Raw genomic sequence first — 26,729 nt, forward strand, 5'->3', positions numbered from 1 at the left:
AACGTTCACCGCGCCGTCATCGGACGGGGCAAGACTGTCCCCTCATGTCCACACCGACCTGAGATTGGAGAGACGATGCGTGACCTCCCCTTGCCGACCCTGCCCATGGCAGACCTGTCCTCCCACCTGTCGGCCGAATCCCGTGCCGCGCGGAGGTCACTTCACCCGGCGTCGGCGCCCGAGGCCAGCGCGCGGCCAGGCATTGAAGTCATTTGGGCTCGCACTGCGGAAGATGTTCTCGCAGCGCAGCGTCTGAGGTATGAGGTGTTCGCCCTGGAGATGGGCGCGCGCCTGAGCGTGCCGGTAGGCAGCCCCGCCGGCCATGACATCGACCTGTTCGACCCCTATTGCGAGCACCTGCTGGTGCGCTTGGACACAGGCACCGGCGAGCCCGGCCCCGTGATCGGCACCTACCGCGTGCTAACGCCCGAGTCGGCCAAGCGCATCGGCGGCCTGTACAGCGAGACCGAGTTCGACCTGACCCGCCTGCGCCCGCTGCGCGGCAAGATGGTGGAGCTGGGGCGCTCGTGCGTGCACCCCGATCACCGCCACGGTGGCGCCATCATGGCGCTGTGGGGCGCGCTGGCCGAGTTCATGGTGCGCAACAACCTGGACACCATGATCGGCTGCGCCAGCATCAGCATGCGCGACGGTGGCCACGTGGCCGCCAGCCTGTGGGAACAGCTGCGCCAGACGCATCTGGCCCCCATCGACCTGCAGGTGCGCCCGCGTCTGCCGCTGCCGGTGGACGAGCTGGACCGCCACCTGAAGGTGGAGGCGCCTGCGCTGATCAAGGGCTACCTGCGCGTGGGCGCCAAGGTGCTGGGCGCCCCGGCCTGGGACCCGGATTTCAACACCGCCGACCTGCCGATGCTGATGCGCATTGCCGACCTGCCTGCGCGGTATCGCAAGCACTTCCTGGGGGTCTGAGCCAGGCAGCGCATAGACTGCGCGGCATGAGCAAAACGGCTGCCCCTTCTTTTTCTGCTTCGTCCCCCCTGTCCCTGCCGCTGTGGCAACTGCTGAGCGGCTGCGCCGATGCGGTGGCTGCCGTGCGCCAAGGCCAGTCCCTGACCGACGCCCTCGCCGCGCGCAAGCCGGCCGAGCGCCCGGGTGTGCAGGCCCTGTCCTTCGCGGTGATGCGCCGCCTGGGCACCGCCCAGGCCCTGCGCACCCGCCTGGTACCCAAAGCGCCCCAAGCGTGGGTCGATGCCCTGCTGTTGTCGGCCTTGGCCCTGGCCTGCGGCAGCGAGTACAACGCCCACACGCTGGTCGACCAGGCCGTGGAAGCGGCCAAGCGGCGCGCCAAACCTGCCAGCGGCCTGGTCAATGCCGTGCTGCGCCGCTTCCTGCGTGAACAGGCCGACTTGCTGGCCGAGCTCGACGACGATCCAGTCGCCCACTTCAATCACCCCGCATGGTGGATCAAGCGTCTGCAAAAGGATTGGCCCGAGCACTGGCAGGCCATCCTGATGGACAACCAGGAGCAGCCGCCCATGACGCTGCGCGCCAACCTGCGCCACGGCAGCACGGCCGCTTACCGCGCCCGCCTGATCGAGGCCGGTTTGCTGCCCGAGGACAGCCCAGTGCAGGCCGACGCACCCGATCAGCCCCAGCCCATCGTGCTGCCTCACGGCGTGCCGGTACAGCGCCTGCCCGGCTTCGACCAGGGTGACGTGTCGGTTCAGGATGCCGCCGCGCAGATCGCCTCCCCGCTGCTCGTGTACGCCGGCGGTCGCCAGTTGCCGGCGGGTGCACGCGTGCTCGACGCCTGCGCCGCCCCCGGTGGCAAAACCGCCCACCTGCTGGAGCTGGCCGACCTGGACGTCACAGCAATGGATGCCGACCCCGAGCGCCTGGCCCGCGTCAACGAGACCTTGCAGCGCCTGGGACTGCAGGCCCGCACGGTGGCGGCCGACGCCAGCCAGCCCGCGCGCTGGTGGGACGGCCAAGCCTTTGACGCGATCTTGCTGGACGCGCCCTGCAGCGCCTCGGGCATCGTGCGACGCCACCCGGATGTGCGCTGGCTGCGCCGCGACACCGACATCGCCGCCCTCGCCCGCACCCAGGACGCCATCCTCCGGGCCCTGTGGCCCTTGCTCAAACCGGGCGGCCACCTGCTGTACTGCACCTGCTCGGTCTTCAAGATGGAGGGTCAGGACCGCATCGACGCATTTTTGCAACGCACCCCGGACGCCCAGTCGTGCCCGGCGCCCGGTCACCTGCTGCCTGTGGTCGAATACCTGGACCCCACTGGCCAAGACCGGGGGGATGGCTTCTTCTACGCTCTCCTGACCAAGACCCCGCAGGGTTCCTGATGCCTCTGATGCGCCGCCGAGACCTGCTGCTTCGCAGCACCTCTGCCCTGTGGACTGCCGCCCTGGCAACCACGGGAAGCGCAGCATGGGCGGCCTGGGCCAACAACGGTGCCGAACTGGCCCGCCTGCTGGCCCAGTACGGCGACGAGGGCCTGACCCTGAGCTACGAGGTGCGCTTTGACCTGCACCGCGACGTGGAGCAGATGCTCTCCAAGGGCATCGCCGTGGTGTTCGTGGCCCGCGCCGAAGTGTACGAAAAGCGCTGGTACTGGACCGACCGGCGCATCGCCTCGGCCACCCGCCGCTGGCGCCTGGCCTACCAGCCGCTGACCCGCCAGTGGCGCCTGAACTTCGATGGTTTCAGCCGCCCCTACAGCCGCCTGAGCGAAGCCCTGGAGGTGCTGCGCCAAGGCAGCCAGTGGCTGATCGCCGAGAAACTGGGCGATGCCGACCCGGCCGACTGCTATGTGGACTTCAGCTTCCAGCTCGACGCCAGCGAGTTGCCCCGGCCTCTGCAGATCGGGCTGGGTGGCCAGGCCGACTGGGCCTTGCAGATCGAGCGGCGGGTGGGCGTGTCTGCCGCACGCTGAGCCCCGCCCGCCATGGCCACCCTCAAACTGAACCGACGCTGGACCTGGATCATCGCCAGCGTGGCCATGCTGGGCGGCGGCCTGGTGCTGACCTTTTTGCTGGTGCTGGCCACGCAAAACAGCGAACAGCTGGAGCCCTATTTCAACTGGCTGCTGTGGGGCAACATGGCCACGGCCGCGCTGCTGGGGCTGGTCATCCTCATCGCCCTGGGCCGACTGGCCCTGCGCCTGCGCCAACGCCGTTTTGGCAGCCGGCTGCTGCTCAAGCTGGCCGGCATCTTCGGGCTGGTGGGCCTGCTGCCCGGCGTGCTGATTTACACCGTGTCCTACCAGTTCGTCTCGCGCAGCATCGAAACCTGGTTCGACGTGCGGGTGGAAGGTGCACTCGAAGCCGGCCTCAACCTGGGGCGCAACACCCTCGACAGCCTCACCCAAGATCTGGCCAGGAAGACCCAGGTGGCCGCCGACCGACTGGGCAGCAGCCCCGACGCCCTGCCCGGCCTGCTGGAGCTCGAGCGCCTGCGCGAACAGTTGGGCGCTCACACCGTCAGCCTGGTCAACGAAGCCGGCCAGATCGAGTGGAGCGCGGGCGGATCGGGCGACCTGCCCTTGATGACCGATCGCGTGGCCACCACGTGGCGACAGGACGCCCGCCAGAAAGGGGTCATGGCCCAGGTGGAAGACCTCGATGACGAGGCAGCCCCGTCCTCGGCACGCATCGTCGCGATGGCCTGGATGCCCGACCGCAGCTTTCGCCTGCAGGCCCGCGGCCACTACCTGATGGTCACGCAGCAACTGGCGCCCGAGATCGCACGCAATGCGCTCAACGTGCAAGCGGCCTACAGCGAATACCAGCAACGCGCCCTGGGCCGCGAAGGGCTGCGGCGCATGTACATCGGCACGCTGACACTGGCCCTGATCCTGGCGGTGTTCGGCGCCTTCCTGCTGGCCGCCACGCTGGGGCAGCAACTGGCCCACCCGCTGCTGCTGCTGGCTGAAGGCGTGGGGGAAGTCGCCCGGGGTGACCTGCGCCCCAAGGCCATCTTTGCCTCAAAAGACGAGCTCGGCGGCCTGACCCGCGCCTTTGCCGAAATGACCCAGCAGCTGGCCGACGCGCGCGCCCTGGTCGACCGCAGCGTGCATGACCTCGACAGCGCCCGCGCCCACCTCCAGGCCATCATGGACAACCTGACGCCGGGCGTGATCGTGTTCGACGCCCAGGGCCACATCGACACCGTCAACCCCGGCGCCACCCGCATCCTGCGTCTGCCCTTGTCGGCCTACCGGGGCCGACCGCTGTCGGATGTGCCCGAATTGCAGGGTTTCGCGGCCACCCTGGCGCAACGCTTCGAGCTCTACGCCCACGACCCCACACCGGGCGAGCGCCAGCAATGGCAAGAGTCGTACGAGCTGCAATTGCCCGGCAACCCCGCCCCCCTGACCCTGCTGGTGCGCGGCGCCGACCTGCCACCCGACGAGCGCCTCATCGTGTTCGACGACCTCACCGAGGTGGTGTCGGCCCAGCGTGCAGAGGCCTGGAGCGAAGTGGCCCGCCGCGTGGCGCACGAGATCAAGAACCCGCTCACGCCCATTCAGCTGTCGGCCGAGCGCCTGCAGATGAAGCTGCACGACAAGCTCGACGAACCAGGCCAGAACCTGCTCAAACGCTCGACCGACACCATCGTCACCCAGGTGCAGGCACTCAAGACCCTGATCAACGAGTTCCGCGACTACGCCCGCCTTCCCTCGGCCAAGCTGGTCTCGCTCGACCTCAATGCCCTGGTCAACGACGTGATGGCCCTGTACGGCCAGGCGGTGGAGCAAGGCACGGTTCAGCTGAACCTGCAGCCCGATCTGCCCCGCATCATGGGCGACCCGGCCCTGCTGCGCCAAGTGGTGCACAACCTCGTGCAAAACGCGCTGGATGCGGTGGACGAGCACCCACCTACGGACGAGGCCCCGCGTGTCCTGCTGCGCACCGATGTGTCACTGACCGAGAGCGGCGAGGTGCGCGCCGTCCGCCTGGCCGTGCGCGACAACGGGCCGGGCTTTCCCGAGCCGGTCATCAAGCGCGCCTTCGAGCCCTACATCACCACCAAGGCCAAAGGCACTGGCCTGGGCCTGGCCGTGGTCAAGAAGATTGCCGACGAGCACGGGGCGCTGGTGCGCATCCGCAATCTGGGATCTGCAGGGGTCACACCCTCAGGCACAGGGGCTGTTGCAAGCACTTCTGGGCCGAGCGGGGCGCAAGTTTCGCTATCATTTTCCAAGTTTTCATCAGAAACACCACAAGCTGGGCCACACTACGCATAGTTCCCACTTGAGGGATCCCTCATATTCATGGCTACCATTCTTGTTGTTGACGACGAACTGGGCATCCGCGCCCTGCTGTCAGAAATCCTGAGCGACGAAGGACACACCGTTGAAGTCGCTGAAAACGCCGCCAAGGCGCGCCAGTTGCGCGATCAGTGCCAGCCCGATTTGGTCTTGCTGGACATCTGGATGCCCGACGTCGACGGCATCACCTTGCTCAAGGAATGGGGGGCCAACGGTCAGTTGACCATGCCGGTCATCATGATGTCGGGCCACGGCACCATCGACACCGCGGTCGAAGCCACCAAGTTCGGCGCCCAGGCCTTCCTGGAAAAACCCATCACGATGCAAAAGCTGCTGCGCACCGTGGAGCAGGGTCTGGTCAAGCCTCCCGCCGCCCCGCGCGCCGCCGCCCCGGCCCAGCCCGTGCACACGGCCACCGTCACGCCCATCACGGCCGCAGCTTCGTATGCCGTGCCCTTGAGCAGCACGCCCCTGCCGCTGCGTAGCGAGCTGGCTGGGGGTGAGGCCGCCCACGCGCCGCAACAGCCCATCGCTTATGGCGCACCCGTCCACAACGGCGCCATCAGCCCAACCGCACACAACGGCCTGTCGCACGAACAAAGCTTCGAGCTCGACCGCCCGCTGCGTGAAGCCCGTGACGACTTCGAGCGCGCCTACTTCGAGTTCCACCTGGCCCGCGAAGGCGGCAGCATGACCCGCGTGGCCGAGAAGACCGGCCTGGAGCGCACCCACCTTTATCGCAAGCTGAAACAACTTGGTGTCGATTTGGGTCGCTCGAAGAAAACGGCCGCAAATTGATGCTATAGTTCAGGTCTTCGCTGATCACTGCAACGCAGCAATCAACGAAGAAATGGCCTGGTAGCTCAGTTGGTAGAGCAGCGGATTGAAAATCCGCGTGTCGGTGGTTCGATTCCGCCCCAGGCCACCAAAATTCTCAAAAAGCCCATCCTTCGTGATGGGCTTTTTTGTTTCCTAGCGTCTGTAGGGGGCGCCGCGTAGGCGCAGGCCAGATGCCAACCCGCTGCGCTTGTTGCAATTTCACAACTCACTGTACTCATCCACGGCCATGCCATGAAGTCTTCGATTCACCTCGTCGACGTCGACCGCCCGGACACCTGGTCGCGCTATCGCAACGGGCTGTGCGACAACTGCGTGGCCAACTGCTGCACGATGCCAGTGGAAGTGAAGTTGCCCGATCTGGTCCGCCTGGGCCTGGTCGACCCGTTTGAAGCCGAACACGAAGAGCCCAAGCAGATTGCCAAGCGTTTGAGCAAAGCGGGCATGATCGAGCACTTCAACTTCAAGCACAGCATCTACACGCTGTCGCGCCGGGCCAGTGGCGATTGCCAGTACCTGGACGCGGTCACGCGGCGCTGCACGGTGTACGAGAACCGACCCAATACCTGCCGCAAGCACCCTCAGGTTGGACCGCGACCTGGCTACTGTCCTTACGGTGCACGCACGACACGACGCTGAGGTAGCGCCTCGCTTTAGCCCGCTCGCCCCAGGCTGAAACGATCGTCAGGGCTTTTCGTTCAGGTACTGCTGCAGCAGGCTGAAGAACCCGTCATAAAAAGACTCTTCCGAGATCGTCTCGACCCCGACCTTGACCATGGAGTCGCTGCTCGACATCAAGGGGATGGAGAGCGAACCGATGGCGCTCAGGCCCAGGCTGGCCGAGGTGTTGGCCTTCTTGAGGCTGTAGCTCTCCTGTACGCCGGTGACAAAGGCGAGGCTGACCTGCCCCTGGGCGTCCTCCGGCACACAGACCACGCGGATCAGCATCTTCAGGTGCGACTCCGCATCAGGCTGGAAGTGCTTGGTGCCTTCCACCAGCTCGGGGCTGCTGCTGTTGACGATGTAGCCCTGGCTGAGCAGCGCACGACGGCCTGCCTCGCAGGTCTGGGCCGGGGTGGCATCGATCAGGCGGGAGTAGGTTTCGGCGGCGCCGAACGCCTCGTGACGCGCGGACGCTGCCTTGGGCGCGCTGCCACAACCGGTGAGCCACAGCGCGCACACCACGGCCCCCCACCCCGCACGCGCACGCATCACACGCCAGGTCTGAGGGAAAAGAGAAAAGCGGGTCATGGGCATGATTGTCAGGGCTACGGCACTTCTGAGCACCACCAGGGGCATGGCTGTGTGTCTGGCACGCGCTCAGCGTGTCGGGTCGGTGCGCAAGGCGCGCCAGCCCAGTCCCAGCAGCGTCACACTGCAGAACGCGGCACCGGCCAAAAAGGTGGACGCCGCGCCCCACTGGTCCCACAACCAGCCCGCCAGCACGCTGGCCACCAGCATGGCCAGACCGCTCACCAGGTTAAAGAAGCCGTAGGCAGTGCCGCGCAGGTCTGCGGGTGCGGTGTCGGCCACCATGGTGGCGAGCAGGCCCTGCGTCATCCCCATGTGGACGCCCCACAGCGCCACCCCCAGCAGCACGGCCACCCAGTGGTCGTCGCAGGCCAGAACCAGGTCGGCCACCAACAGCACCACCAGTCCGCCGGCCAGCAGCGTGGTGTGACTCACGCGGTCGGACAGGCGGCCGAAGGGGTAGGCGCTGAGGGCATAAACCACGTTCATGGCCACCATGACCAGGGGCACCCAGGCGATCGGGATGCCGCCTTGCTGCGCGCGCAGCACCAGAAAGGCCTCGCTGAAACGGGCCAGGGTGAACACGGCGCCGGTGGCGACCACCCACCAGTAGGCAGGGCTCAGGCGCCGCAGGTTGTCGCGCCGGATCGGATTGACGTTGCGAGCCCCTTCGTGGCGCGCCGGCTCACGTACGCCCACGCACAAGAGCAACACGGACAGGGCACCCGGGATGACAGCGACCCAGAACACCGCCCGGAAGTCATTGGCCCACCACAGCATCAGCCCCACAGCCAGCAAAGGCCCGACAAACGCACCGACGGTGTCGAGCGATTGGCGCAGGCCGAACGCCGCGCCACGCACTTCGGGTGGGGCGATGTCGGCCACCAGCGCATCGCGCGGGGCGCCCCGCACGCCTTTGCCCACACGATCGAGCAGACGCGCCGTGAGCACGATGCCCGCGGTAGGGGCAATGGCAAAGAGGGGCTTGGTCAGCGCGCCCAAGGCGTAGCCGACCACAGCTAGGGCTTTGCGCCGCCCCAGATAGTCGCTGAGCGCGCCGGAGAAGACCTTGACGATCAGGGCAGTGGCCTCGGCCAGCCCTTCGATGAGGCCCACCGTCAAGGCACTGGCGCCCAGCACCCCAACCATGAACAAGGGCAGCAAGCTGTGGATCATCTCTGACGAGATGTCCATCAAAAGACTGACAAAACCGAGCATCCAGATGCCGGCCGGGATCTGGCACAAGAGAGACGGTGCAGAGGCCATGCAAACGCCCCGAAGACGATGTCCAGAGATGGTAGCCCTGCTGGATGACAGGGCGCCATCTTTGTCTGGCATCAGGGAGGATCCTTCGTGGAGAGGCGGGCTTAGGTAACATGTCGCCTCCGCGCCACCCGCGCTCGACGCACAGGCTCCCTTGCGCCGTCGGCCACTGCGCCCCAGACACCTGTTCCACATCCCATCATGAGCTCCACCCCACCTTCCCTGTCGCGCCGCATTTCACTGGCGTTTGGCAGCTTCTTCGGCATCCTCTCGCGCCCGGACTTTGCGGCCAACGTGGAACGTTTGCGCTCGGGCGATGTGTCAGAGGCGTATGCAGCCCTGCCGCCGTCATCGGCCACCACGACCACCCCGATGGCCGAACCCGCTGCCGTGACACCGGCGCCCCTGGCGGCCTCCCCGGTTGCCGCGCCCACGGCCCCGGTGGTCCCTGCCACACCTAAAGCCGCCGACACCACCGCGGCCCTGCAACTGCTGTCGCTGCTGCAGCGGGAGGCCCGCCTCGTCGACTTCGTGCAGGAAGACATCGCCGCCTACAGCGATGCCGAGATTGGTGCCGCCGCCCGCGTGGTGCACGAGGGCTGCCGCAAGGTGCTGCGCGAGCATGTCAGCCTGGCGCCCGTGCGCGCTGAAAACGAAGGCAGCCGCCTCACCCTGCCAGCCGGCTTTGATGCCAGCGCCGTGCGCCTGACCGGCAACGTCGTGGGCCAGGCCCCGTTCACCGGCACGCTCACGCACCGGGGCTGGCGCGCCACCGAGGTCCGCCTGCCGCAACTGACCGAAGGGCACGACGCCCAGATCGTGGCGCAGGCCGAGGTGGAACTGTGAGCACATCGTCGCGCTACACGATCGGCATCGACCTGGGCACCACGCACTCCGCTCTGTCTTGGGTGGACACGCAGGCCAGCGATGGCGAAAAGGTGGTGCAAGGCGTCTTGCCCATCCCGCAGTTGACCGCGCCCGGTGCGGTGGAAGGGCGCGAGCTGCTGCCCTCCTTCCTGTACCTGCCGCACGCCAGCGAATTCGCTCCCGGCGATCTGAACCTGCCCTGGTCTACGACCGAGTCGGTGGCCGTCGGCGAGATGGCCCGCTCGCGGGGTGCCGCCACGCCGATCCGGTTGGTGTCCAGCGCCAAGAGCTGGCTGTGCCACCCCGGTGTGGATCGCCGCGCGCCCATCCTGCCGGCGGACGCCCCGGCCGAGGTCGAGCGCGTGTCGCCGCTGGCCGCCTCGGTGCGCTACCTAACGCATCTGCGCGATGCCTGGAACCAGGCCCACCCGGAGGCACCGTTCCAGGACCAAGACATCACCGTCACCATCCCGGCCTCGTTCGACCCAGGTGCGCGCGAACTCACCGCCGAGGCCGCACAGCAAGCGGGCTACGCGAACCTGACGCTGTTGGAAGAGCCGCAGGCCGCGCTCTACAGCTGGATTCAGCGCAGCCAGGGCCAGTGGCGCAAGGAGGTGCAGCGCGGCGACCTGATCCTGGTGATCGACGTGGGCGGCGGTACGACCGACCTCTCGCTGATGGCCGTGCTGGAGCGCGATGGCAACCTGGAGCTGCAACGTGTGGCCGTGGGCGACCACATCCTGCTGGGTGGCGACAACATGGACCTGGCGCTGGCCTATGGCGTGGCGCGCAAGCTGGCCGGCCAAGGCACGCAGCTGGACGCGTGGCAAACGCGCGCGCTCTCGCATGCGTGCCGCCAAGCCAAAGAGACGCTGCTGAACGACGCCAGCGTGGCGGCTGTGCCCGTGGTCGTTCCCAGCCGAGGCTCCAAGCTCATCGGTGGCGCCATTCGCACCGAAGTCACGCGCGATGAACTGAACGAGATCCTGTTGGAAGGCTTCTTCCCGCAGGTGGCGGTGTCGGATGCGCCACTGAGCCGCGCGCGTGCGGGTCTGACGCAACTGGGCCTGCCCTATGCGCAGGATGCGGCCATCACTCGCCACCTGGGCGCGTTCCTGAGCCGCCAGCGCGATGCCCTGGCTGAGTTGAATGGCTTTGAAGGCAACTTGCCCACCAGCGCCAGCTTCCTGCACCCCACGGCCGTGTTGTTCAACGGCGGTGTGCTCAAGTCCAACCTGCTGGCCGAACGGGTGCTGACCATCCTCAACGGCTGGTTGGCGGCCGAAGGGGCTCCTGCCGCCCGCCTGCTGGGCGGGGCCGATCTGGACCTGGCCGTGGCGCGTGGCGCGGCCTATTACGGCTATGTGCGTCGCGGGCGCGGCGTGCGCATCCGCGGCGGCACGGCACAGGCCTACTACGTCGCGGTCGAGTCGAACATGCCTGCCATCCCAGGCATGGAGCCGCCCATCCAGGCGCTGTGCCTGGCCCCCTTCGGCATGGAAGAAGGCAGCGAAGCCGGTGTGGCCGCTGCCGAGTTCGGCCTGATCGTGGGCGAGCCGGTGCGCTTCCGTTTCTTTGGCTCGTCGGTACGGCGCCAGGACAGCGTCGGCACCCTGCTCGACTTCTGGGGGCCCGATGAGCTGCAGGAGCTGGCCGAGATCGAAGCCAACCTGCCCGCGCAGGGCCGCACCGCCGGCGAGATCGTGCGCGTGCAACTGCACGCCCGCGTGACCGAAACCGGCGTGCTGGAACTCGAAGCCTTGCCCGTGGGCAGCCCCGAGCGCTGGAAGGTCAGCTTCGACGCCCGCGCCGACAGACTGTGAGCTCACGCTACACCGTCGGGATCGACCTCGGCACCAGCCACACGGTGGTCGCGTATGCCGACCACGCGGCGCTGGCCTCGGCCGGTGACGAGGCGATCCGGCTGTTTGCGATCCCCCAGGCCGTGGGGCCTGGTGAGATCGCGGCCCGCGAGCTGCTGCCCTCGGTGCGCTACCACCCCGCGCCTGGTGAGTTGGGTTCGGGTGAGCTGAGTGCTGCCCTCCCAGCGTCGGCCAGCGAGGTGCCGGCGGTGTTGGGCGAGTACGCGCGCGCCTTGGGCGCCCAGGTGCCCGGACGTCTGGTGAGCAGCGCCAAAAGCTGGCTGTCGCACCCTGGCGTGGACCGCACCGCGGCCATCCTGCCCTGGGGCGCCCCGGACGATGTGCCCAAAGTCTCGCCCGTGGCGGCCAGCGCCAGCTACCTGGCCCATGTACGCGACACCTGGGACGCGGCGTTCCCCGATGCCCCCCTGGCCGAGCAAGACCTCGTGCTGACCGTGCCCGCCTCGTTCGACGAAGGCGCACGCAGCCTGACCCTGGCCGCGGCCGAACAGGCCAGCCTGGGCCGCCTGCGCCTGCTGGAAGAACCTCAAGCCGCCTTCCACGACTGGCTGTTCCGGCACCGCGCCGATCTGAACCAGGCCCTCGGCACCGCCCGCCTGGTGCTGGTGTGCGACGTGGGCGGCGGCACGACCGACTTGACGCTGATCCAAGTCGCCCGCGACGCGCAAGGCCAGCCCCAACTCACCCGCATCGGCGTGGGCGACCACCTCATGCTGGGTGGCGACAACATGGACCTGGCGCTGGCGCATCGGGTCGAACGCCAGATGGCCCAGCGGACGCCCCTGTCGGCCGCGCGCCTGGCGCAACTGGTGCAACGCTGCCGCATCGCCAAAGAGCAACTGCTGTCCGACTCTGCTCCCGAGGACGTCACGGTCACCTTACTGGGCGGTGGCGCGCAACTGATCGGTGGCGCGCAGTCGGTCAAGTTGAAGCGCGACGAGGTCTTGCCCCTGCTCGTGGACGGCTTCCTGCCGCGCTGCAGCCTTGACGACCGTCCCCGCCAGCGTCGTGCCGGCATCGTCGAGTTCGGCCTGCCCTACCCGGCCGATGCCGCCATCACGCGCCACCTGGCCGCGTTCTTGCGCCAACATGCCCAGGCGTCGCAGCAAGCCTTGGGCGATCCTGAGCATGACAACTCGGCCAGCGGCGCGTCCACGCCCTTGGCTGTGCCCGACACCCTGCTGCTCAACGGCGGCGTGTTCCGCGCCCCGGCGCTGGCCCAACGCCTGGCCGACACCGTGGGCGACTGGGCAGGCCACCCCGTGCACGTAATGCACAACGATGCCCCCGATGTGGCCGTAGCCCGCGGCGCGGTGGCCTACGCCCTGGTGCGCTCCGCGCGTGTCCCCGAACTGGGCCGCGGCATCGGCGGTGGCTCGGCCCGCAGCTACATGCTTGTGCTTGACGACACTCCTGGCCAGCGCCAAGGCATTTGCGTGCTCCCGCGCGGCACGCCCGAAGACAGCGAAGTGATCCTGCCCGACCGCACCTTTGCCCTGCGCCTCGGTCAAGCGGTGCGCTTTCACCTCGTCTCGTCTGTGGCCGACCTCCCCTGGCAAGCCGGTGAGCTGGTCACGCTGAACGACGAGCGCTTCGTGCGCCTGCCCGCCATCACCACCGTGCTGCCCTTGCCTGCCGGGCAGCGTGCCCTCGACGTGCAGGTGCAACTGAGCGCCACCATGACCGAAGTGGGCACGCTGGAGGTGCACTGCACCCGCATCGATGACCCCAGCCAGCGCTGGCGTCTCGCGTTCGAGTTGCGCGGCCAGGCGTCGACTGCATCCAGTGAAGCGGCCAATACGGACGCCCCGGCGCACCCACGTCTGCCCGAAGCCGTGCAGCTGATCGATCAGGTGTTTGGCACGCAGGCCCAAGCCGTCGATGCCAAGACCGTGCGCCAGTTGCGCCCCCGGCTGGAGCGTTTGCTCGGCGCCCGCGACGGCTGGGACCTGCCCCTGCTGCGCGCCCTGTTCGACGCCCTGTGGGCCCGCATGCGCCGCCGCCGTCGCAGCGCCGAGCACGAGCGCGTGTGGCTCAACCTGACCGGCTACTGCCTACGACCCGGCCTGGGCGCCCCGCTCGACACCTGGCGCATCGAACAGATCTGGCCGCTGTTCACCCAGGGCATTCAGTACACCCAAGACAGCAACAACTGGTCCGAATGGTGGACGCTGTGGCGCCGTGCGGCGGGTGGGCTCGACGCGGCGCAGCAGTTGCAGTTGCTGGAAGTGGTGGGCGAACACCTGATGTCCATCCAGCACGCCCGGCGCGACAAAGACCCCTTGCAGAGCAGCTACGACGACATGGTGCGCCTGATCGCCTCGCTGGAACGCGTACCTGCCGCCTTCCGCGTCGAGGTCGGCAACTGGCTGGTGCAGCGCCTGCAAAAGAGCGGCGACAAGCCTCACACCTGGTGGGCCGTGGGCCGACTGGGCGCGCGGGTGTCGCTCTACGGCAATGCGGAAAACGTCGTCCCGCCCGACACCGCCTGTGTCTGGCTGCAAGCGCTGCTGGACCTGGACTGGCGCACCGTGGACCACGCCGCCTTTGCCGCCACCACCCTGGCCCGCATGAGTGGCGACCGGGCACGTGACGTGCCTGCCGAGTGGCGCGACACCGTGATCCAGCGACTGGACGCCATGCGAGCCCCCGCCAGCTGGAGCGCGATGGTGCGCGAGACGGTAGAACTGGACGACGCCGACCAGAAACGGAGTTTCGGGGAAGCGTTGCCGGTGGGGCTGAGGTTGATTGCAGCGTAAGCCTGCGCCCACGGACGCGGCGGAGGATAATTGCGGTTCACGCCTGAACCCCCATCTGCGACATGCCCCCTCAGCCGCCCATCTCGATCCTGATGTACCACCAGATCGGCCCGTATCCGCGCCCAGAGGCGCATCGCGCCCTGTTCTGCCACATCGATCGTTTCCGTGCGCAGCTGAAATATTTGAAATGGGCGGGCTTTGACGTCATCAACCTGACCGAAGCACGGCAGCGCCTGTTCGAAGGCAAGCCCTACCAGCGCAAGTCCGTGGTCATCACCGTCGACGATGGCTACGACGACTTCCGCGAGCACGCCTGGCCTGTGCTGCAAAAAGAAGGACTGCCAGCCACGGTGTACCTTGTGAGCTCACTCTTGGGCAAAGACACCGCCTGGTTGTCCGACTGGCCCGTCAAGCCCAAGCTGATGGATGCAGCAGCGGTGAAGCAACTGCGCCGTGAAGGCTGCGATTTCGGTTCGCACGCGGCCACACACCCTCGCTTGTCGCACCTGGACGCGGCGCGCCAACGTGCCGAAATCTTTGACTCCAAGAAGGCCTTAGAAGACCTGTTGGGCGAAGAAGTACCTGACTTCTGCTACCCCTACGGCGACTACTCCCTGCGCGCCCGTGATCTGGTGCAGGAAGCCGGTTATCGCACGGCCACCACCTGCATCCGCGGTGCTGGCAACCTCTCTGACAACCCCTTTGAGCTGACCCGCAAGGCCATCTCCTACGGTGACAACCTGGTCGGATTTGCGTGGAAGCTGCACATGAAGCACGAACGCAAAGGGCAAGGCCCCCAACCCGACAAGGCCTGACCGTCATGCGCATCATCCACGTCTTGCACAGCCATGGTTACGGTGGCGCAGAAAACCACGCCCTCATGCTGATGCGGGGCCAGCGTGCCGCCGGCCATGACGTGATGTTCGCCGGCCCCCAGGACTCCTGGCTGGGACAAGCCTGCGCTGCCGAGAACATCCCAGCCTGCCACATCGGCATGCACGGTCTGTTCGATCTCGTGTCCCACTGGAAGCTGAGGCGCCTGGCGCGACGGTGGCAGGCGGACATCGTTCATGGCCATCTCATCCGAGGCGCCATGTACGCAGGCCACGCTGGCCATCGTCAGCACCGCCCCCTCGCCGTCTGTACGGCCCATGCCACCACGGCGAAGACCCACATGCACAGATGTGCCCACATCATTGCCGTCTCGGATGCCGTGCGCCAGAATCTGGCGCACGCGGGGTATGACATTGCGCGCATGACGGTGGTGCACAACGGCGTCCCGGATGTTCATCCCCAGGCGCCAACCTCGACACGCCAAGCCCTGCGGGAAGAGCTGGGCATCCCCGACCACGTCGTTGCTGTGGTGAACGCGGGCCGGTTCATTCACGACAAAGGGCAGGACTTGCTGCTCGACGCCCTGGCACACACGCCCGAAAATGTTCATCTGTATCTGATCGGCGCACCCGACACCCCCTACGGTGAGCAAGTGCTGAAACGTTCGTTCGATCGCTCTCGCGTGCATTTCCTCGGCTACCGCAAGGATGTGCAGCGCATCCTGCCTGCCTTCGACATCTACGCCTTGTCCTCTCGGCGTGAAGCGCTCCCGCTTTCACTGGTCGAAGCGATGGCGGCCAGATTGCCGGTGGTGGCCACCACCGTGGGCGGCATCCCAGAGATCGTGGAACATGAAAGGACTGGCCTGCTGGTGCCCCCGGACCATCCGACCGCGCTCGCTGCTGCCGTGACCCGATTTCACGACGATCCGGACATGGCTCATCGACTTGCGCTCGCCGGACGTGATCACTACGAGCGCTTCCTGACTGACGCCCGCATGGTCGAACAGACCCTGGCGGTCTACCAGCGCTGCCTGGCAGCCACACACCCATGAGCGCCCCACGCCCCGCATCGCCTGCCCCCCGCCGCATCCTGATCGTGCGCCTGTCGGCCCTGGGTGACATCGTCATGGCCTCAGGCCTGATCCCTGCGCTCAAAACCCTCTACCCGCAGGCAGAACTGTCCTGGGTCTGCGAGGCAGGCTGCGTCCCGCTGTTGCGCCACAACCCGCAACTCCAGCAGGTCATCGTCTGGCCTCGCAGCGAATGGGAAGCCCTGCTCAAAGCCAAACGCTACATGGCGCTGTGGCGCGCCATCCGCGCCTTCCGGGCACGCCTGCGCGCCGAACAGTTCGATCTGGTGCTCGACTGCCAAGGCCTGCTCAAGAGCGGCCTCATCGCCTGGCTGACCGGCGCCCCGCGCCGCGTCAGCATCATCGCCCGCGAAGGCAGCCACCGTCTGGTTCACGAGGTCGTCACGCCACCGCCCGGCGTCGATCCGGTCATGGGCTCGGAATACCGCTTCCTGGCGCACTACCTCGGCGCACCACAGGGCTCGTTCGTGCACGATCTGGCCGTAGGTACCGAGCCTCGCCAACGTGCGCGTGAGACACTGCAACAGGCCCTGCAATCGGCCTGGGGCGATGCCGCAGCGGCGCGCCCCGTCGTTGTGCTGGCCCCCTTCACCACCCGGCCCCAAAAGCACTGGGTGGAATCCAACTGGTCAGACCTGGCGCAAGCCCTGCTGACACGAGGGCTGCAGCCGGTTGTGCTGGGTGGCCCCGCAGACCAGGAAGCGGCCGCCCGCATCTGCGCCGGTCAACCTCAGTGTCTGAACCTCGCCGGCAAGCTGAAGCTGGACGAAAGCGTGGCCTTGATCGCCGACGCCCAACTGCTGGTCGGCGTGGACACCGGTCTGACCCACATGGGCTCGGCCCTGCGCATCCCCACCGTGGCGCTGTTCGGCTCGACCCGTCCCTATCTCGAAGGCCCCACCCCGCTCACCCGCATCCTCTACGACGCCCTGCCTTGCTCGCCTTGCCGCCGTCGCCCGACCTGCAATGGTGCCTTCACCTGCATGAAGCAACTCACCACCGAACGGGTACTCCACGCCGCGCTCGGTCAACTGGAGCCGACACGATGAAGGTCCTGCACGTCGAAGCCGGCATGCACCTCTATGGAGGTGCGCTCCAGGTCGTGTTCCTGCTGCGCGGGCTGAAGGAGCGCGGCGTGGACTGCGTCCTCGCCTGCCCGGATGGCAGCGCCATTGCTCGGGAAGCCGCGCCACACGCCCAGGTCGTCACATTGCCCATGAAGGGTGACCTCGACGTCGGCCTGCTCGGCCGACTGCGCCGACTGATCCGAGACGTGCGCCCAGACGTCGTTCACCTGCACAGCCGTCGTGGCAGTGACATCTGGGGCGCGCTGGCTGGCCGCCTAGAAGGCGTGCCCGTGGTGCTGAGCCGCCGCGTCGACAACCCCGAAGCGCGCTGGGTCGTGAACCTGAAGTACCGCCTTTACGACGAGGTGATCACCATCTCGGATGGCATCCGTCAGGTCCTGCTGTCTGAAGGTGTACCCGCTCACAAGCTGCATTGCGTGCTCAGTGCGGTCGACACTCAGCAGTACCAGCCCAATCGCCAGCACCTCGACTGGTTCCGCGACGCCTTCCAAGTCGCGCCTGACGAGTTGGTCATCGGCATGGTGGCCCAGTTCATCCAACGCAAAGGGCATCAGACCCTGCTGGACGCGCTGCCTGCCGTGTTCGCACAGCATCCGCGCACCAAGGTCATCCTGTTTGGCCAAGGCCCCATCCGGGACGCGATTCAGGCTCGCGTGCAGGCTTCGCCCGAGCTGGCCGCACGGGTGCAGCTGCCGGGCTTCCGCCGCGACCTCGAGCAGATCCTGCCCTGCCTGGACATCCTCGCCCACCCGGCCTTCATGGAGGGGCTGGGGGTCTCGCTGCTGCAAGCGGCGGCCTGCGGTGTGCCACTGGTTGGCGGTCGTGCCGGCGGCATCCCCGAAATCATCCAACCCGGCCTGAACGGCGAACTGATCGAGCCCGGCGATGTCGCGGCGCTGTCCAGCGCCTTGAACACCTTGCTCGCCTCGGAGGATCTGCGTCAACGCTATGGCGAGTCTGGCCGAAAATGGGTGGAAAAATTTTTCTCAATTGCGGCTATGGTCGAAGGCAACTGGCTTGTTTATAAACGAACACTAAATATTTACTAGAACGCCCATAATGCGCAAACTGGAATAATGCAAACCCATATCTAGCTCTTTCAGCGCCCTCAAAAATAGAGCTCCAAGTGCAACCCCGAAAAACGAAGGGGATTTGACACACAATACAAGCACAACCGCCCCACCGACACGTTATTCAACACACAAGCACGCAAATCCAAAAAACATCAGACCGATTCAGCGATAACAGACCGATATATTGCCACAGTCTTTTGAATCATGATTGGTATTGAATATTCAATTTCAAACCGATGCTGTGCAACGCGCCCGAAGAAATTAGCCTCATCAGCATCCCGCGCCATTTTCTTAATAGCCTCCGCCAAGGAAAATGAGCTCTCCGGGGGGACCAGTAGCCCATTGACTTGATCATCAATAATTTCCGGTATACCTCCCACGCTTGTGGCGATAATCGGCTTTGAGGCTGAAGCTGCTTCCATGATCGCTATACCAAGACCCTCGCTTCGAGATGGTTGAATGAAAATATCGGCAGCAGCCAAGAGTTCGGCAACATCATCCCGGCGGCCCAACCACGTCGCATACTGCCCAGCATCGCTTGCATGAAGTGCACGTCCCCATTCAGTTTCTTGACCAGCGCAAAACAGACGCACACGCCCTCCATCTGAATTACTGAGAAGACGCATAGCATCAAGGGCGATATCATGCCCCTTGACTTCCGCCACACGCCCGATCATGAATACAGCGATATCAAGATCGGTTAGCCCAAGATCTTTGCGCACCTTTTGACGTGTCTGCTCCGCCACTTCGCCCAAGTCGCAGTTTTTAGCCCCCGGGAACACCACAAAAATTTTATCAGCCTCAAATCCACGACTGATCAAATGCTTCTTTACAGCCATGGAAACGGCGATCGTTGAATGCTTTCGAGAATATCGCTTCCACGTCGTCATGTCATGCACACTACTAAGCATTGGTGTTCCAGAAAGCGCCGCGGCAATTCGCCCATACCACGCCGCACGCACCAAATGGGCGTGCACAATGTCGAACTTTTTCTGACGCAACAACAGGAAGAGCCGAGCCATTGCCAAGACGTCATAGTGCCCACGAAAATCAAAGTCATGAACAACAAAACCAGCCTCGATTAATCGCTGCCCTATCCAAGAATTTAGGGGCGCGGCCACTTCAACAACATGCCCAGCATCTCGCAACCCTTCGCACAAATCCCTTAAATGCTGCTCAGCACCCCCGAATTTGTGATTATGAATGATTTGCAATATCATCATATTATGACCAATAATATACAACGATTGGCGAGACTCACTTGCTACCACAATTAAATTCGCCACCGCAGACCAAAGCCCCCGCCCAACGTAACCCAATCTCTCGCTGACAGTAACAACGCAAACGCGTCAGACAGTTTTCTTGCGCGGAGCCTAGTGTCAGATTCTCTCGTTTTGCATCGAATTGCAGCAGCCCAACATCGAGCACTGCCTTCGGCGATTGTAGAATGCAATAAAGCCCATTGTCGACAACCTGACTTACAATCTATTGTTTGGCGAACATGCGTCAGCCCTTCATAGCACTTTAGACGCCATGTCTGCAATGGCTGACGCCATTTAGCCGCGGAGCGTCAGCAACTCTGGTGATTGCGAACGACTCCATGCCATCATTGCCACGGCATGGCGCACACGTGCTTGTCAACACCATCCTCGCCTCTGGTCGACATCTTCAAACGTCGCGAGGATCTTGGCCGCCCAAAGGCAATCTCACCAGCCAACCAAGACAGCTGCTCTCAGGTCACCTCATCCGTTTGGTTGACGTTGGACTTGAAAAGCCTTCGTGTTGAAGTAGGCCTTTTCTAGACGCGTTCCTTAAGTCCCAGTGGGTACAATCATCATGCCGCAGCAAGCTCGACTCAGAAGATTAAGCGTTGGCCAAAGTGGCGAGAACGCCGACCCGCGTGGCGGAGTCCTCTATTTCAGCCTTTGCACACAGCGCGCCACATGACCCAACGCACACACCGCGAGCTTTACCTCAGACTGCTCGGATGCTTGCGCCCCCACTGGCACATCTTCGCTCTGGGCGTGGTCGCCATGGTGTTGTATGCCGCCACGGAAACCGCCATTCCTTTACTGCTCAAAGAGCTTCTGGATGGCAGCTTTGCCAAGAACAACGAGCGCGCGCTGCACACCACACCCTTGTTACTGGTGGGCCTGTTCATTGCCCGAGGCTTCACTGACTACCTCCACACCACAGCCCTGAACATCGTGGCCAATAACGTGGTGCTGGACATGCGTACGCAGATGTTTGACAAGTTGCTTCGTCTGCCCACAAGCTACTTTGATGGCACCACCAACGCTGCCCTCATCTCGCGTCTGACATACAACACCCTGCAAATCAGCCCGATCATCACGGTTTCCCTCATCATCATCGTCAAAGACAGTCTCACGGTTGCAGGCCTGCTGGGCTATATGCTTTGGATGAACTGGCAACTGTCTCTGGCCTTCTTCACCGTGCTGCCCCTGATCGGCTGGACCATTCGCTCCGTCAGCCGCCGCTTGCGCTCACTAAGCAAATCGCAGCAATCCACCATGGGCACGCTGTCGCATGTGCTGGACGAGGTGATCGGCGGACACCGTGAGATCCGCATCTTCGGTAGCGAGCGATACGAAGCACAACGCTTCTTCACCACTGCCAACGCCATCCGCCGCTACAGCATGAAAGTGGTGACCACGGCCGCCGCCAATGGCCCGGTCGTCCAGACCATTGCCGTCATCGCGCTCGCGGCCATCATTTACTACGCCTCGCTGCAGTCGAGCATGAACCAGTTGACCGTGGGTGGCTTCGTCTCCTTTTTCGGTGCGATGGCACTGCTGCTCTCGCCGTTGAAGCGGCTCTCCAACGTCAACGAGCAACTGCAGAGAGGAATGGCCGCCGCACAGTCCGTGTTCGAGTTCGTCGACGCACCGGAAGAAGTAGATGCAGGCACTCAGACCATCGGGCGATCGCAAGGACATCTGCGTTTCGAGCAAGTTTCTTTCAGTTACCCTGGCACCGATCGCACGGCCCTCACCGACATCGCGCTAGACATCCAGCCCGGAGAAACCGTCGCACTCGTCGGCTCATCGGGCAGCGGCAAGTCGACGCTGATGTCCCTGATTCCGCGCTTTTACGAGCCCACACAAGGGCGCATCCTGCTGGACGGCGTCGACATCCACCAATTAAAGCTGAGCGATCTGCGCGCAAACATCGGCCTGGTCACCCAGAACGTGGTGCTCTTCAATGACACCATTGCAGCCAACATCGCCTATGGTCGCCCAGATGTGAGCGAGGACGACATCCGGCGTGCGGCGCAAGCAGCCAACGCGCTGGACTTCATCGAGGCCCTGCCGCAAGGCTTCCAGACCGAGATTGGCGAAAACGGTGCCCGACTGTCGGGTGGCCAACGCCAGCGCATCTCCATTGCGCGCGCTTTGCTCAAGGATGCCCCCATCTTGCTGCTAGACGAAGCCACCTCCGCACTAGACACCGAGTCCGAACGGGCCGTACAGGTGGCCCTCGACAACGCGCGACATGGCCGAACCACCCTGGTGATCGCACACCGACTCTCCACCATCGTCAACGCAGATCGCATTGTGGTGATGAGCGAGGGGCGCATCGCCGAAATCGGCACTCACCAGGAATTGCTGACCCTGGGTGGCATCTACAGCAACCTGCATCGCATGCAGTTTTCCAACGATCACGCCGCGCCATGACCATGACGGTTGCCCTGTACTTCGTCGCGTCGCCACTGCAGTACCTGGCAGCACGGCAAATTGCGCGGCATCACGAAGGTGGCGCCAAGCAGGTGCTAATCTGGTATCAGCCGGGCATCACCTCACTGATCCAGGCCCATGAATGGGACGCCAGTGCGTACATGCCCTGGCCCCGCTGGAACCCCCTCCCCGGTTGGTTTGGGCGCCACCGACGCCTGCGCGCCAACATCCGCATGGTCGCCGACGTGGTCGGCCCTTGTGACGAGGTGCACATCCACAGCGCCGTTTTCGACACCGAGGCCATCAACTATTTCTTGCGCGCCTTGCCCCCCGCCGTCGACGCGCGCACGATGAAAGCGCGCATCTTGCCTGATGGGCTCATCAGCATCCGTCGTTACCCCCTGCGCCCCATCAAGCGCCTGCTCCAATACCTTCGCAAACTGCGTCGACTGGCCGCCCCCGAACTGGATTACTGGTGCTTTGCGGGCGACCGCATTGGCTCAGACGCCCCCTTCTGTGATCGCATCTACGTGTTGCCCGGCCTGCCGCACGTCTACCCAGCCGAGAAAGTGGTGACGTTGCCCCCACTGATCGAGCCTACTGCCCCGACGTCGGACGCCGCCTCAGGCAAGCGCGCCCTGGTCATTGGTCAACCCATGGTAGGGGCCGGCCTGATGACCGCCGAGCACCGCGACCAGGTCACCCACGAGATCCAGCACTGGTTGCAGACCCAGGGCTATGAGGTCGTGCACTACAAAGGTCATCCTAAGGACCCCCACAACGAACTGGGCAGTCCCGCGTACGAAGTGCTGAACCTGAAAGAGCCCATCGAGCTCTGGATGAGCCGCCATCGCTACGATGCAGTCATCGGCACCCGGTCCACCGCCTTGCTGTTTGCCGCCCAACTCTACGGAGCAGGCACACAGGTGCTGGCGTTCGGCTGGGACCGCACGCGTTTCAAGTCAGACACCGAGAAGCGCGACATGGTGCGTGCCTTTGAACAAAGCGGTGTCAAGCTGATGGGTCTGACAGCAGGTGCGCCACGCAGTCAGCCAAGTCCTTGAACGCGGCATCGGCCTGCACATGCTCACCTGACGACTCGGCGTTGTCGGACTGCACGATGTAAGCCCGGCCAACCCCGGCGGCGCGCGCTGCTTCGATGTCCGAAGGCTTGTCACCGACCAGAAATGAATCGGCGAGCGACACACCCAGCTCCTTCGCAGCCCGCAGGATCATGCCCGGTGCGGGTTTGCGGCAATCGCAATCCACCGTCAACTCAACCACCTGTCCTTTGGGGTGATGTGGGCAGTGGTAGACCGCCGCGACATCGGCACCGGCCTGCGCCAAGGCCGCGCACATGGCATCGGTCAAGACCTGATACTCAGCCTCCGAATACATGCCGCGCGCCAGACCTGACTGGTTGGTCACCACCACCAGGTCGTACCCGGCCTCACGCAATCGGCGCATGGCCTCCACGGCGCCTGGCACAAACTCGAACTCTTCCCACTTGTGCACATAGGCACGGTCAAGGTTGATCACCCCATCCCGGTCCAGAAACGCCACCTTGCGACCCGTGCCGGCGCGGATACGCTTGACCAGAGATGTCGTGGAATAGCCGTCCACAAAGGGAATGACCACGGCATCGCCGCCCCAGCTGCGCACCACACGGGTCTCTTCCAGCGTCTCCATATCGTAGTCGCCGCCCTTGACATACAGGTCCGGGCGCACCGCCTCGATCAACGCCACCGGAGTACGTTCGTCGAAGAAGGTCACCAACGACACCGACGCCAACCCCGCCAACACGGCCGCGCGGTCTTCGGCCTTGTTCAACGGGCGATCCGGCCCCTTGCCCAACATCCGTGCCGAGGCATCCGAGTTGACCGCCACAACCAGTGAGCCCCCCAGCTTGCGGGCCTCGTGCAGGTAGTTCACATGCCCGCGATGCAGCACATCGAACACCCCATTGGTGAACACCACCGGACGCTTCAAGGCTGCCACACGTTCCGCGGCCTGCTCGCGTGAGCACACCTTGTCTTGCAACTCGCTCACGCGCACAACTCCTCATGGCTCACGTGGGCGGTGCCAAACTTGCCCACGACGATGCCACCAGCACGGTTGGCCAAGGTCATGGCATCTCGCATCGACAAGCCGGCCGCCAGCATCGCCGCGACCGTCGCGATCACGGTGTCGCCTGCGCCCGTCACGTCGTACACCTCACGCGCTTGCGCAGGCTCGTGCCAATGACCGGCCGCATCGAACAGCGTCATGCCTTCTTCCGAGCGCGTCAGCAGCACAGCCTGCAGACCCAATGTGGTACGCAAAGACTCGGCACGCTCGACCAAGGTGGCCTCATCAGGCCATGCGCCCACCACCTGCATCAACTCGGCACGGTTTGGGGTGATCAGTGTGGCCCCGGCATACCGCGCATAGTCACTGCCCTTCGGATCCACCAACACGGGTTTGCCCGCCTGGCGGGCCAGTTCGATCATGCGCGGAATGTGCGCCAAACCGCCCTTGCCATAGTCAGAGAACAGCACCACATCGTGATGCGGCAAGGCCTGCTCGAAATCGCCGAGCATCTGAGCCAAAACCTCGTGCGAGGGCTCGCGCTCGAAATCCACACGTAACAACTGCTGCGACCTGCCAATCACCCGCAATTTCACAATGGTCTGAAGCTGAGGGTCCTCGCCCAATACCGTGTCCACCCCTTTTTCGGCAAGCAGACCGCGCAAACTGCGCGCGGCGTCGTCACAGCCCACCATGCTCAACAAGGTGGCTCGGGCGCCCAGCGTGGTCACGTTCAAGGCCACGTTGGCTGCGCCGCCCAAACGGTCTTGCTCGCTGGTCACACGCACCACGGGCACAGGCGCCTCAGGCGAAATACGATCGACCGCTCCAAACCAGTAGCGGTCCAGCATCACATCGCCCACCACCAGCACGCGGCAGCGCGACAGCGTTTCTTTACTCGGAATCAAACCTGATCCTTCATTCTTTGCCATTGGGGGCACCTCACGCCAAACCCAGCGTCTCTTCGATCAGGCCACACAAAGTGTGGCCAATCAAGATGTGCGCCTCCTGAATGCGCGCGGTCACCGTGCTCGGCACCACCACAGGCACATCGCACAGCGGCGCCATAGCTCCGCCGTCACGACCTAGCAAACCAATCACAGGCATGCTCAGCGCACGCGCCTCTTCCACTGCACGCAGCACATTGCGAGAATTGCCTGAGGTTGAAATCGCCACCAGCACATCACCCGGGCGCCCCAACGCCACCAATTGACGAGCAAACACCTCGTCGAAGGCATAGTCGTTGCCGATACAGGTCAACGCCGAACTGTCGGTGGACAGGGCCACGGCGGCCAGCGGCCGGCGGTCCTTGATGAAGCGGCCGGTCAGTTCGGAGGCTAGGTGCTGGCTGTCCGCGGCCGAACCACCATTGCCGCAAAGCAGCAACTTGTGCCCCCCCCGCAAGGCCACCGACATAAGCTGCCCAGCCTCCCGTACTACACCATCCAATGCCTCCAGCGCCCGAAACAGCGACATATGTTCGGTAAGGTTGCGGATAAACAGATCACTCATGGTGGTGTCTCGGGCGGTGGCGCGTTGCAAACCGTTCATTGTCGCTGATTGAGCCCGACCATAACCGCCTATGCAAGCCATGGCAACACAGTCGGGCGACCAATCTCGAGATCTGCGACTTCACCCGGCCGCCGATGAACCGACGTGGTTTGGTTTTGCGAGATCGAATCACGCTTGTACTGCTTCGCATGGCCGTAGCGGCCCACCTGTGTGGCCAGACCGGGCGCCGCGCGGTTGTAATTCTGGCGAAGGCTCTGGCTATGGTCCTGCGCGAACTGCACCATGTGCTGGGGGCCCCGCTCAAGCAAGCGACTGTCAGTGGGGGGGCGCAATCACTTTGGGCATCATCGTGGTGTCGACGATAAGTTTGTCCAGGCTACTGCGCTTGATCAGCCCCACGGCTCTGGCCGCTTCAATGGTCACGGCCAGGAGCAACTCCACGGCTTCTTCCCCAATCCGCTGTCGCCAGCGGGTCAAGCTCGACGGGTCAATCGGCAGCTCTGTCTGCAGATAAATCTCACCGAGGAAGAACTGACAGTACGAAATCTCACGCCAGGTGTTGACCACCATCTCGTCGAAGGCGTCGTTGGCGTGCTGCGGATACAGCAAGCCAGCCACCAACCGGGGCGGCAAAGCGGCACGACCGCGGCCAGAAGTGAAGTGGCCAGCGCATGGGCTCATCCTGACGCAAAAGACCAAAGACAAGAACAAGCTGTACGCATTGCATGCGCCAGAAGTCAGGTAAAGCACCCTGGGTTTCGCGGAGGCCAGTTGGTTTAAGTCAGGCGGTAACTGCCTGACCAGCGCGTTGTTGTTGATAGCTTGCCTCAGACTTGGCTGGCGGGACCTTGCCGAGTGACCCATCCATCGATGGTGAATCAACCAAGAGACCCATTCCAGAGTTGCCAACTCGAGGGCCTGCTTAGTCTTCCATGGGCCCCGACGGTGGATCACCTCGGCTTTGTATAGGCCGTTAATGATCTCGGCCAGCGCGTGTCACCCAGTGAGCCCACAGGCGGCTCGATACCGGCCTCGGCCAGCCGCTCGCTGTAGCGAATGGAGAGGTATTGACTGCCCCTGCCGGGATGATGGGTCAAGCAATCTTCCTCAGATGGCTTGCGGTCGTATAGGAGCTGTGACCTGCCCCCTCCAGCCATACCAGTCAGTTGGAGAGAGGTCCAAGGGTTTGCAGGTTAACTGATCTTGCTTCGTTTTTTGATGGGGTTGGGTTGCGATGCTTGGCGGCGAACTCAGCTGGAGGT

21 protein-coding genes, 1 tRNA gene and 3 pseudogenes are annotated in these 26,729 nt (G+C 64.5%); 16 read left to right on the top strand and 9 right to left on the bottom strand.

Annotation, left to right across the window (positions count from 1 at the left end):
* The first annotated feature begins 75 nt into the window (after positions 1 to 75).
* From RBT42_RS12455 to RBT42_RS12485, 7 genes are all read left to right on the top strand, one after another.
* Positions 76 to 930 carry a GNAT family N-acetyltransferase gene (locus RBT42_RS12455; RefSeq protein WP_320365578.1) on the top strand — a complete coding sequence of 285 codons (855 nt, stop codon included), beginning with the start codon at positions 76 to 78 and terminating at the stop codon, positions 928 to 930.
* A 26-nt stretch (positions 931 to 956) separates the two neighbouring features.
* The gene (gene rsmB / locus RBT42_RS12460; protein WP_320365580.1) at positions 957 to 2,318 is read left to right on the top strand and encodes a 16S rRNA (cytosine(967)-C(5))-methyltransferase RsmB; all 1,362 of its coding nucleotides are present in this window, start codon (positions 957 to 959) and stop codon (positions 2,316 to 2,318) included.
* Positions 2,318 to 2,908: a DUF4390 domain-containing protein gene (locus tag RBT42_RS12465; protein ID WP_320365582.1), complete on the top strand. Its 591-nt coding sequence runs from the start codon at positions 2,318 to 2,320 to the stop codon at positions 2,906 to 2,908. The genes rsmB and RBT42_RS12465 overlap by 1 nt, the downstream gene beginning before the upstream one ends.
* A 12-nt stretch (positions 2,909 to 2,920) precedes the next feature.
* Positions 2,921 to 5,221, top strand: coding sequence for a sensor histidine kinase (locus RBT42_RS12470; RefSeq protein ID WP_320365584.1), 2,301 nt, complete (start codon positions 2,921 to 2,923; stop codon positions 5,219 to 5,221).
* A 27-nt stretch (positions 5,222 to 5,248) separates the two neighbouring features.
* Entirely contained in the window at positions 5,249 to 6,043 is a 795-nt protein-coding gene (locus tag RBT42_RS12475; RefSeq protein WP_320365586.1) for a response regulator, read from the top strand.
* A gap of 54 nt (positions 6,044 to 6,097) precedes the next feature.
* Positions 6,098 to 6,173, top strand: a tRNA-Phe gene (locus RBT42_RS12480).
* A gap of 143 nt (positions 6,174 to 6,316) precedes the next feature.
* Positions 6,317 to 6,721 (top strand): YkgJ family cysteine cluster protein, encoded by a 405-nt coding sequence (locus tag RBT42_RS12485; protein ID WP_320365588.1) that lies wholly within the window; start codon positions 6,317 to 6,319, stop codon positions 6,719 to 6,721.
* A 45-nt stretch (positions 6,722 to 6,766) separates the two neighbouring features.
* Here the strand turns inward: RBT42_RS12485 and RBT42_RS12490 are convergent, their stop codons facing one another.
* Both RBT42_RS12490 and RBT42_RS12495 read right to left on the bottom strand, forming a co-directional pair.
* Positions 6,767 to 7,333 (bottom strand): DUF2242 domain-containing protein, encoded by a 567-nt coding sequence (locus RBT42_RS12490; protein ID WP_320365590.1) that lies wholly within the window; start codon positions 7,331 to 7,333, stop codon positions 6,767 to 6,769.
* 69 nt (positions 7,334 to 7,402) lie between these two features.
* Positions 7,403 to 8,599 (bottom strand): MFS transporter, encoded by a 1,197-nt coding sequence (locus tag RBT42_RS12495; protein ID WP_320365591.1) that lies wholly within the window; start codon positions 8,597 to 8,599, stop codon positions 7,403 to 7,405.
* A 198-nt stretch (positions 8,600 to 8,797) separates the two neighbouring features.
* Here RBT42_RS12495 and RBT42_RS12500 point away from each other — a divergent pair, with 198 nt between their 5' ends.
* The 7 genes from RBT42_RS12500 to RBT42_RS12530 all read left to right on the top strand — a co-directional run bounded on the left by RBT42_RS12500 (position 8,798) and on the right by RBT42_RS12530 (position 18,169).
* The gene (locus tag RBT42_RS12500) at positions 8,798 to 9,442 is read left to right on the top strand and encodes a DUF2760 domain-containing protein (RefSeq protein WP_320365592.1); all 645 of its coding nucleotides are present in this window, start codon (positions 8,798 to 8,800) and stop codon (positions 9,440 to 9,442) included.
* The gene (locus RBT42_RS12505) at positions 9,439 to 11,286 is read left to right on the top strand and encodes an Hsp70 family protein (protein WP_320365594.1); all 1,848 of its coding nucleotides are present in this window, start codon (positions 9,439 to 9,441) and stop codon (positions 11,284 to 11,286) included. Before RBT42_RS12500 ends, RBT42_RS12505 begins: the two co-directional genes overlap by 4 nt.
* Positions 11,283 to 14,105, top strand: a complete 2,823-nt coding sequence (locus tag RBT42_RS12510) for an Hsp70 family protein (RefSeq protein ID WP_320365596.1) — start codon at positions 11,283 to 11,285, stop codon at positions 14,103 to 14,105. Before RBT42_RS12505 ends, RBT42_RS12510 begins: the two co-directional genes overlap by 4 nt.
* Before the next feature lie 62 nt (positions 14,106 to 14,167).
* Entirely contained in the window at positions 14,168 to 14,920 is a 753-nt protein-coding gene (locus RBT42_RS12515; RefSeq protein WP_320365598.1) for a polysaccharide deacetylase family protein, read from the top strand.
* 5 nt (positions 14,921 to 14,925) lie between these two features.
* Positions 14,926 to 15,993: a glycosyltransferase gene (locus tag RBT42_RS12520; protein WP_320365600.1), complete on the top strand. Its 1,068-nt coding sequence runs from the start codon at positions 14,926 to 14,928 to the stop codon at positions 15,991 to 15,993.
* Entirely contained in the window at positions 15,990 to 17,081 is a 1,092-nt protein-coding gene (gene waaC / locus RBT42_RS12525; RefSeq protein WP_320365602.1) for a lipopolysaccharide heptosyltransferase I, read from the top strand. Before RBT42_RS12520 ends, waaC begins: the two co-directional genes overlap by 4 nt.
* Complete coding sequence (locus RBT42_RS12530; RefSeq protein ID WP_320365604.1) at positions 17,078 to 18,169, top strand: glycosyltransferase family 4 protein; 1,092 nt, start codon at positions 17,078 to 17,080, stop codon at positions 18,167 to 18,169. The genes waaC and RBT42_RS12530 overlap by 4 nt, the downstream gene beginning before the upstream one ends.
* Positions 18,170 to 18,345: 176 nt before the next feature.
* Here the strand turns inward: RBT42_RS12530 and RBT42_RS12535 are convergent, their stop codons facing one another.
* A complete protein-coding gene (locus RBT42_RS12535; RefSeq protein ID WP_320365606.1) occupies positions 18,346 to 19,416 on the bottom strand; it encodes a glycosyltransferase family 4 protein in 1,071 nt (356 codons plus the stop codon).
* Positions 19,417 to 20,136: 720 nt separating this feature from the next.
* Here RBT42_RS12535 and msbA point away from each other — a divergent pair.
* Entirely contained in the window at positions 20,137 to 21,888 is a 1,752-nt protein-coding gene (gene msbA, locus RBT42_RS12540) for a lipid A export permease/ATP-binding protein MsbA (protein WP_320365608.1), read from the top strand.
* Positions 21,889 to 21,890: 2 nt separating this feature from the next.
* Positions 21,891 to 22,952, top strand: coding sequence for a polysialyltransferase family glycosyltransferase (locus RBT42_RS12545; RefSeq protein WP_320365610.1), 1,062 nt, complete (start codon positions 21,891 to 21,893; stop codon positions 22,950 to 22,952).
* Here the strand turns inward: RBT42_RS12545 and gmhB are convergent.
* From gmhB to RBT42_RS12575, 6 genes and pseudogenes are all read right to left on the bottom strand, one after another.
* Positions 22,900 to 23,451, bottom strand: a complete 552-nt coding sequence (gene gmhB / locus RBT42_RS12550; RefSeq protein ID WP_320365616.1) for a D-glycero-beta-D-manno-heptose 1,7-bisphosphate 7-phosphatase — start codon at positions 23,449 to 23,451, stop codon at positions 22,900 to 22,902. The two genes, RBT42_RS12545 and gmhB, sit on opposite strands and share 53 nt — an antisense overlap.
* Before the next feature lie 9 nt (positions 23,452 to 23,460).
* Positions 23,461 to 23,943 (bottom strand): annotated as a pseudogene (gene rfaE2 / locus RBT42_RS12555) (D-glycero-beta-D-manno-heptose 1-phosphate adenylyltransferase); the annotation flags it as partial.
* Positions 23,934 to 24,863 carry a D-glycero-beta-D-manno-heptose-7-phosphate kinase gene (gene rfaE1, locus RBT42_RS12560; RefSeq protein ID WP_413785897.1) on the bottom strand — a complete coding sequence of 310 codons (930 nt, stop codon included), beginning with the start codon at positions 24,861 to 24,863 and terminating at the stop codon, positions 23,934 to 23,936. The gene rfaE1 and the pseudogene rfaE2, both read right to left, overlap by 10 nt.
* A gap of 34 nt (positions 24,864 to 24,897) precedes the next feature.
* The gene (locus tag RBT42_RS12565; protein WP_320365619.1) at positions 24,898 to 25,467 is read right to left on the bottom strand and encodes a D-sedoheptulose 7-phosphate isomerase; all 570 of its coding nucleotides are present in this window, start codon (positions 25,465 to 25,467) and stop codon (positions 24,898 to 24,900) included.
* A 170-nt stretch (positions 25,468 to 25,637) separates the two neighbouring features.
* Positions 25,638 to 26,130 (bottom strand): annotated as a pseudogene (locus tag RBT42_RS12570) (transposase); the annotation flags it as partial.
* A 118-nt stretch (positions 26,131 to 26,248) separates the two neighbouring features.
* Positions 26,249 to 26,603, bottom strand: a pseudogene (locus tag RBT42_RS12575) (IS3 family transposase); the annotation flags it as partial.
* Positions 26,604 to 26,729 lie beyond the last annotated feature (126 nt).

Origin of the sequence: Aquabacterium sp. (genome assembly GCF_034003525.1) — a bacterium.
In the GTDB taxonomy this organism is placed as follows: Bacteria; Pseudomonadota; Gammaproteobacteria; order Burkholderiales; family Burkholderiaceae_C; genus Aquabacterium.

Bases quoted from the DNA above. Each gene is read 5' to 3' on its own strand.
- RBT42_RS12490 (WP_320365590.1), bottom strand. From the start codon at position 7,333: ATGACCCGCTTTTCTCTTTTCCCTCAGACCTGGCGTGTGATGCGTGCG.
- RBT42_RS12470 (WP_320365584.1), top strand. From the start codon at position 2,921: ATGGCCACCCTCAAACTGAACCGACGCTGGACCTGGATCATCGCCAGC.
- RBT42_RS12530 (WP_320365604.1), top strand. From the start codon at position 17,078: ATGAAGGTCCTGCACGTCGAAGCCGGCATGCACCTCTATGGAGGTGCG.
- RBT42_RS12455 (WP_320365578.1), top strand. From the start codon at position 76: ATGCGTGACCTCCCCTTGCCGACCCTGCCCATGGCAGACCTGTCCTCC.
- RBT42_RS12500 (WP_320365592.1), top strand. From the start codon at position 8,798: ATGAGCTCCACCCCACCTTCCCTGTCGCGCCGCATTTCACTGGCGTTT.
- waaC (WP_320365602.1), top strand. From the start codon at position 15,990: ATGAGCGCCCCACGCCCCGCATCGCCTGCCCCCCGCCGCATCCTGATC.
- RBT42_RS12485 (WP_320365588.1), top strand. From the start codon at position 6,317: ATGAAGTCTTCGATTCACCTCGTCGACGTCGACCGCCCGGACACCTGG.
- RBT42_RS12515 (WP_320365598.1), top strand. From the start codon at position 14,168: ATGCCCCCTCAGCCGCCCATCTCGATCCTGATGTACCACCAGATCGGC.
- RBT42_RS12565 (WP_320365619.1), bottom strand. From the start codon at position 25,467: ATGAGTGATCTGTTTATCCGCAACCTTACCGAACATATGTCGCTGTTT.
- RBT42_RS12545 (WP_320365610.1), top strand. From the start codon at position 21,891: ATGACGGTTGCCCTGTACTTCGTCGCGTCGCCACTGCAGTACCTGGCA.
- msbA (WP_320365608.1), top strand. From the start codon at position 20,137: ATGACCCAACGCACACACCGCGAGCTTTACCTCAGACTGCTCGGATGC.
- RBT42_RS12465 (WP_320365582.1), top strand. From the start codon at position 2,318: ATGCCTCTGATGCGCCGCCGAGACCTGCTGCTTCGCAGCACCTCTGCC.
- rsmB (WP_320365580.1), top strand. From the start codon at position 957: ATGAGCAAAACGGCTGCCCCTTCTTTTTCTGCTTCGTCCCCCCTGTCC.
- RBT42_RS12495 (WP_320365591.1), bottom strand. From the start codon at position 8,599: ATGGCCTCTGCACCGTCTCTCTTGTGCCAGATCCCGGCCGGCATCTGG.
- RBT42_RS12520 (WP_320365600.1), top strand. From the start codon at position 14,926: ATGCGCATCATCCACGTCTTGCACAGCCATGGTTACGGTGGCGCAGAA.
- RBT42_RS12535 (WP_320365606.1), bottom strand. From the start codon at position 19,416: ATGATGATATTGCAAATCATTCATAATCACAAATTCGGGGGTGCTGAG.
- RBT42_RS12475 (WP_320365586.1), top strand. From the start codon at position 5,249: ATGGCTACCATTCTTGTTGTTGACGACGAACTGGGCATCCGCGCCCTG.